Here is a 4,698-nt window from a genome sequence, read left to right on the forward strand (position 1 = left end):
TGCTTCGTTTCGTCTTGCAACTGTGCAGAGTAAAAGTTTTAAAAGTTGACACTTGCCAAATTTAATGACTGAAATTTTGTCCTTCATTTAAAAGAAATAGAATTAAGGCGAAAATTTTAAGACAATATTCTCATCAAAATTTAATGAAGTTGATAAGATAAAATCCTATTAGAGTATCTTGAGCCAATATTATAAATAGATTAAGAGACAATGCAGAGTTATCTTGGGCATAGTATGGATATTTTGAATTGCCGGATAAAGAATTTGAAATAAAAGCTGCAAAAAAAGTTGGTAGAGAAAAAAATCAAACAATAACTCTAACCGACATAATAAATCAATTACAAAGGATATAAAATAGTTGGTGTAAATAATGAAACTATTGGCAAACTAAATAGCGAATTTGGTGAATTGCAAGCAAAACAATTCCTTGAAAAATATAACTTACTTATTCATCAACTTAAGATAGATTTAGGCTTTTTTGCCACTTTATTTCAAGATAAATTCACAAAAGAGTTTATATTTGAGATAAGAGGTGCGGAATGAATTAGAAATTTGAATGGGGTAAGTTTATATTTGATTGCTTTATTTACTTTGTGGTAATAATATCTCCATTTGTAGTATTCTATCTTATGAAAATAATTTTAAATTCTTTGCTAATATTGTCAAATGTGAGCATTTTTATTGGCATTGTGTTACCAAGCTCACTTACGCTTTGTGCTATAAATATTTTTTACAAAATCTATAAATCAAGTTTGCTATTTGGTTGTGCAATATTAGTCTTATTTGCTATATATGTTCGATATATTTTCAACTATCATTTTACAAAATAATAAGGATTTATTATGCCCTATTTTGTAACAATCTATATTCATCCGATACTAGATGAGTCTTATTTGGATTCAAAGGGATTTGAGAAATTCAAGAGAATTTAGTTTAGATTCTTTAAGATTTATTAAAGGCTCAAGACAACTTAAGCTCTAATAAAGGAGCTTCAAGTTATGATTTATAAGGTGAAAAACAAGTATATCAATCGTTTCAGAATTTCAGAGGCTAAATTTAAAGAGATTTTGAAGTTTTTTTACTTCGTTACACTCGCAACCTTGCAAGAAGCTATGTTAAAACGCTAGGTTAGTGTTTATACACAAGTGGTAAAAAACTGTTTTGCTAGTGAGCTTTTACCTAATTGTGAGATTCTAGCAATGTGCAAGAATATATGATTTATAGGCTGGGGTGCTTATGATTAAGATCTTTTACCTTGCTTTGCCCCTCCCTTTGCAAAAAGGTGCTAATGAACATTTAGAGTAAAACACTCAAAAAATGAGTTTAGCTAAAAATCACATAAAGGCAATTGTGAATTTCTAGAGCTTTGCTAAACATAGACTTGCTAAATTTAAAGGCAAAAGAAAATTTCTTGCTTCACTTCAAAGAAACTAAATTAAGATACAATACAAAGATTTAAGGTCAAGCTTTATATAAAATCTTGTTAAAAATGATAAGAAATCAAGTGCTTAAGTTTAATTTGGCCAAAGTTTTTTGTTTAAATTCACTTAAAGCTTTGAATTTTCTAGCTTGTAAGCTGAGAAAGATTAATTATTTTTTAAAAACTATCAAGTTTTTCACATATACACAAAAATGCTTAAAAAAACATTAAAAAAATTTAAAAGTTTGCTTAACTTAAAGTGCTATTTTTCAATGCTTTAATAAGAAATTCACAAGGTGAAAACTATGTGAATAATTTAGCAATTTTTATGAATTTTAAAATATCACAAGAAAGCATACATTTGATTTAAAAAATGTTTAATTTAAGGTTTAGCCGTGAAAATACTAGCTCAAATTTATCTTTTAACAAGCCTCTTTTTTTCTAGCCTCCTTGCTGAAAACAAGCTCTCACTGATAATGACAGGGGATGCGCTTTTACACGAAAAGGTTTATAAGGACGCTGAATTTAAAGACAAAGGCTCAAAAACGGGCTATTCTTATGATTTTAGCAAGGCTTTAAGCCGCATAAGTCCCATTATTTCTAATTATGACTTGGCATTTTACAATCAAGAAAGTATCTTGGGAGGCAAGGAAATAGGGCTTAGCACCTATCCAAATTTCAACTCCCCTCAAGAATTTGGCGAGGCTATGGTAGAACTTGGCTTTAATCTAGTGTCCCTAGCAAACAACCATACCCTAGATAGAGGCGAAAGGGCTGTGTTAAATTCGCTCAAATTTTGGCAGGGCAAAAAGGGTGTGCTTACAAGCGGAAGCTATGCCTCTTTAAAAGAGGCAAATGAAGTGAGAATTTATGAGAAAAACGGCATTAAATACGCCCTTTTAGCATACACCTACGGGGTAAATGGAAACCCCATCCCAAAGCCCTATCTTGTGAATTTAATCGATAAAAATAAAATCGCAGCCGACATAGCTAAGTTTCGCTTAAAGGTTGATTTGCTCTTGGTGTCCTTGCACTGGGGCGAGGAGTATAAATTCGAGCCAAGTCCCGCGCAAAGAGAGTTAGCAGCCTTTCTTGCTAGCAAGGGTGTGGATATAATCATAGGCTCGCATTCTCATTATGTAGGTCCCATTGAATTTATAGACGATACCTTAGTGATTTACTCTCTTGGTAATTTCATATCCTCACAAAGAGGGCTTTACAGACGGGTAGGAATGCTAGTAAGCCTTGATATACATAAAAATTCAAAGAAAATTCAGCTTAATAACTTGCAAACTAGGCTCATTTATACTTACTATGATGAGAATTTTAAAAATTTCACAGTGTATCCCTTTGAGGAGCTAAATGAGGAGCTTTTGCCAAATTTTAAGGCTGTTGAGAGGGAGTTAAAGGGCATTATAAATACGCCAAGGCGGTGAATTTGTGGGCTTTAAACTAGTTTTAATATAATTTTGTGGCTCAATTAAACTTAAAACAAAGGGTTTTTTGAGTTAAGTCCTATGAAAAACAAAAATCCGTTTCCAAATTTCGCCAAATCTAAGGTAAATTTTGAGTTAAGTTTTACTTATCCTTGAGGTCCTATCTTTGCAAGAAGCCTTAATTTATAGGCGAAAAGACGCTTTTGTCAAATTCATCTCAAAGTTGTGTGTAAAAGCAAATTCGCATTTTAACCCTTAAAGAGTGCGAAAAAATCAGCAAAACGAAGTTTATTTAAAAAATGAGTTGTGAAATCGAAGTTGATGAAAGCTACTTCGTAGCTTACAGAGTGCGTGGAAGATGTGGTCGTGTGGCTGATAAGACAAGATCTGTGTTTTTATTCGTTATCCTTTTTGCAACTTTGCAAGAAGTAGCAAAGATATACTATAAAGTAAAACATAGTGTAAATGAGTTTGCAAAAGGACGAAACCACATAAGCGAAATTGTGAATTTTTTACTTCGTTAAGCCTCTTGTAACTGCGTAGTAGAAGTTTACAAAGTTGACACTTGCTAAATTTAAAGGTTGAAAATTTTGTCCTTCATTTAAAAGAAATAGAATTAAGACGAAAATTTTAAGGCAATATTCTCATCAAAATTTGCTGAAATTGATAAGAGAAAATCCTGTTAAGTTTAATTGAGCCAATTTTATTTGCACTTTTTGTGTCAAACTTAAATTTAATTTTTAAGCTTTAAATTTAGGTTTTTTGTAAAAATTTGTTAGTTTGTTATAAAAAAATAGCGACCTTTGTCATACTAAGCAAAGTATATTAAGTCCTAGTTTCTTTTGCAAACAAAATTTCTTCTATAAAGCCTCTTTTTTTTTTAAACAAACGAACTTTTTAGCAAAATGACAAAGTTGCGATCTAAAATAAACACTTTTTAAAAAAATAATTTGAAAAAATATTTTAAGCCTTGCTAAATTTTAAGCTTTTAAAAGCTTAAATTTAGCTTAAATATAAAGTAATATAGATTAAAATCCCATAACGACAAGCTTTGCCAAGTGCTATGAAGAATAATGCCTTGAAAAATGGATATTTACTAAGCCCAAGTGCTAGCACAAAAAGATCGCCAACAAGGGGCAAAAAGCTAAAAAAGGCAAAAACAAAGCCAAATTTTTTAAAGCTTAAATCATATTTTTCAAGCCTTTTTAAAGCCTTGTTAAAATGCCTTTTTAAAAACAAACTCTTACCAAAAAAGGCTAAAAGATATGTACTCATCGCCCCAAGGGTATTTCCCAAACTTGCTACAAAAAAGATAAGTAAGGGTGAAAAATCAGCCAGTAAAAGCCCCACCACAAAGGCCTCACTTGCCATAGGATAAAGGCTAGCTGAGATAAAACTTGCTACAAAAAGATAAAGATAAGAAAGGGATTCAAACATTTTGCCTTACTTTTATTTTTTAAACACATTTAAACACATTTAAACACATAAACAGACATCTTTAAACACTTCGCTTTTTGCCAAGTCAAAACTAATTTACCACATTTTCTACTTAGTTTACATTCGCACACAAAGTACGCCACAAGGCAAAGGCATTGGACAGTTTTTAACACCTTTTTCAAAACAAGATCAAAAAAAGGTTTTAAATTGTTAAAAGAAAGTTTTTGAATTTGTCAAAATTTTTGGCGATTGATACTTTTAGCTGATATAATTACGGCTGAAAGATTGGTAAAATCGATGTTAAATAAGTATATATTTTTGCCCTACATTTCGGAGCGAAAATTTAGGCAGATTTTAGAGTGTTTTTGTGCTGACATTTGCGTAAGCAAAATTGCCATTTTATGC

At 31.1% G+C, this 4,698-nt stretch carries 3 protein-coding genes and 1 pseudogene; 3 read left to right on the forward strand and 1 reads right to left on the reverse strand.

Going from position 1 to position 4,698, the window contains the following annotated elements; translation table 11 throughout:
* Positions 1 to 998: 998 nt before the first annotated feature.
* The 3 genes and pseudogenes from DMC01_RS11905 to DMC01_RS11915 form a co-directional block, all read left to right on the forward strand.
* Positions 999 to 1,519: pseudogene (locus DMC01_RS11905) on the forward strand (hypothetical protein); the annotation flags it as partial.
* 296 nt (positions 1,520 to 1,815) lie between these two features.
* Positions 1,816 to 2,856, forward strand: coding sequence for a CapA family protein (locus tag DMC01_RS11910; protein ID WP_246059228.1), 1,041 nt, complete (start codon positions 1,816 to 1,818; stop codon positions 2,854 to 2,856).
* A 299-nt stretch (positions 2,857 to 3,155) separates the two neighbouring features.
* Positions 3,156 to 3,380 carry a hypothetical protein gene (locus tag DMC01_RS11915; RefSeq protein ID WP_142694413.1) on the forward strand — a complete coding sequence of 75 codons (225 nt, stop codon included), beginning with the start codon at positions 3,156 to 3,158 and terminating at the stop codon, positions 3,378 to 3,380.
* 478 nt (positions 3,381 to 3,858) lie between these two features.
* On the opposite strand, the gene DMC01_RS11920 is transcribed toward DMC01_RS11915, so the two are convergent.
* Positions 3,859 to 4,293 (reverse strand): YqaA family protein, encoded by a 435-nt coding sequence (locus tag DMC01_RS11920; RefSeq protein WP_142694414.1) that lies wholly within the window; start codon positions 4,291 to 4,293, stop codon positions 3,859 to 3,861.
* Positions 4,294 to 4,698 lie beyond the last annotated feature (405 nt).

This window comes from Campylobacter troglodytis (assembly GCF_006864425.1).
Taxonomy (GTDB): Bacteria; Campylobacterota; Campylobacteria; order Campylobacterales; family Campylobacteraceae; genus Campylobacter_D; species Campylobacter_D troglodytis.